This window comes from Halorubrum sp. SP9, assembly GCF_005435015.1.
GTDB lineage: Archaea > Halobacteriota > Halobacteria > Halobacteriales > Haloferacaceae > Halorubrum > Halorubrum sodomense.
The window spans coordinates 1-664 of record NZ_SGXU01000232.1 but is presented as its reverse complement, the minus strand read 5'-3'; the positions used below and the strand labels follow the sequence as shown (position 1 = coordinate 664).

The following is a 664-nucleotide window of genomic DNA, read 5'->3' as shown; positions in this document are numbered from 1 at the left end:
AGCTCGTCCGAAACGAGATCCTGCCGTCAGTAGATGACGGCGGGTATTGGAGTGGTGAAACGACCGGGCTTCGAGCCGATGGGACGACGTTTCCAGAAGATCACCGTCTCACAAAGACAGCTTCTGGGGAGTTGATTTGTACAGTTCGGGATCTGTCTGCTGAACAAGCGCGCCAAACAGAACTGATTCGCTTCCGAACGCTCATGGAGACGATCGAAGACCCGGTCTACGTACTCAACGAAGCGGGCCAGTTCGAGTACGTCAACGACGCGTTTGTCAGAATGGTGGGCTACGACCGGGAAACGATCCTCGGGTCACCACCAACGCTCGTCAAATCTGCCGACGCTGTCGACCGGGCGGAAGCGGCTCTTGGGCGAATCCTGTCTTCGGATGGCCCAAGCAGTATCCAATTCGAGATTGAGATTCAATCCAAGGACGGAGAGGCGATTCCATGTGAAGACCACATGGGAGTCTTGCCCTATCGCGGCGAGGAGTTCGAGGGCTCAGTCGGGATTTTGCGAGATATAACAGAACGCAAAGAAAATGAGAAGAAATTAGAGCAGCAGAACCAACGGCTCACTGAATTTGCTGGTGTCGTGAGTCATGATCTTCAGAGTCCGCTCAACGTCGCGCAGGGACGGTTGGATCTCGTCCATGAGGACTG

At 54.7% G+C, this 664-nt stretch carries 1 protein-coding gene; it reads left to right on the top strand.

Going from position 1 to position 664, the window contains the following annotated elements; translation table 11 throughout:
• Positions 1 to 203: 203 nt before the first annotated feature.
• On the top strand, positions 204 to 664 hold a 461-nt coding region (locus EXE45_RS17335; protein WP_241989524.1), incomplete at its 3' end, for a PAS domain-containing protein.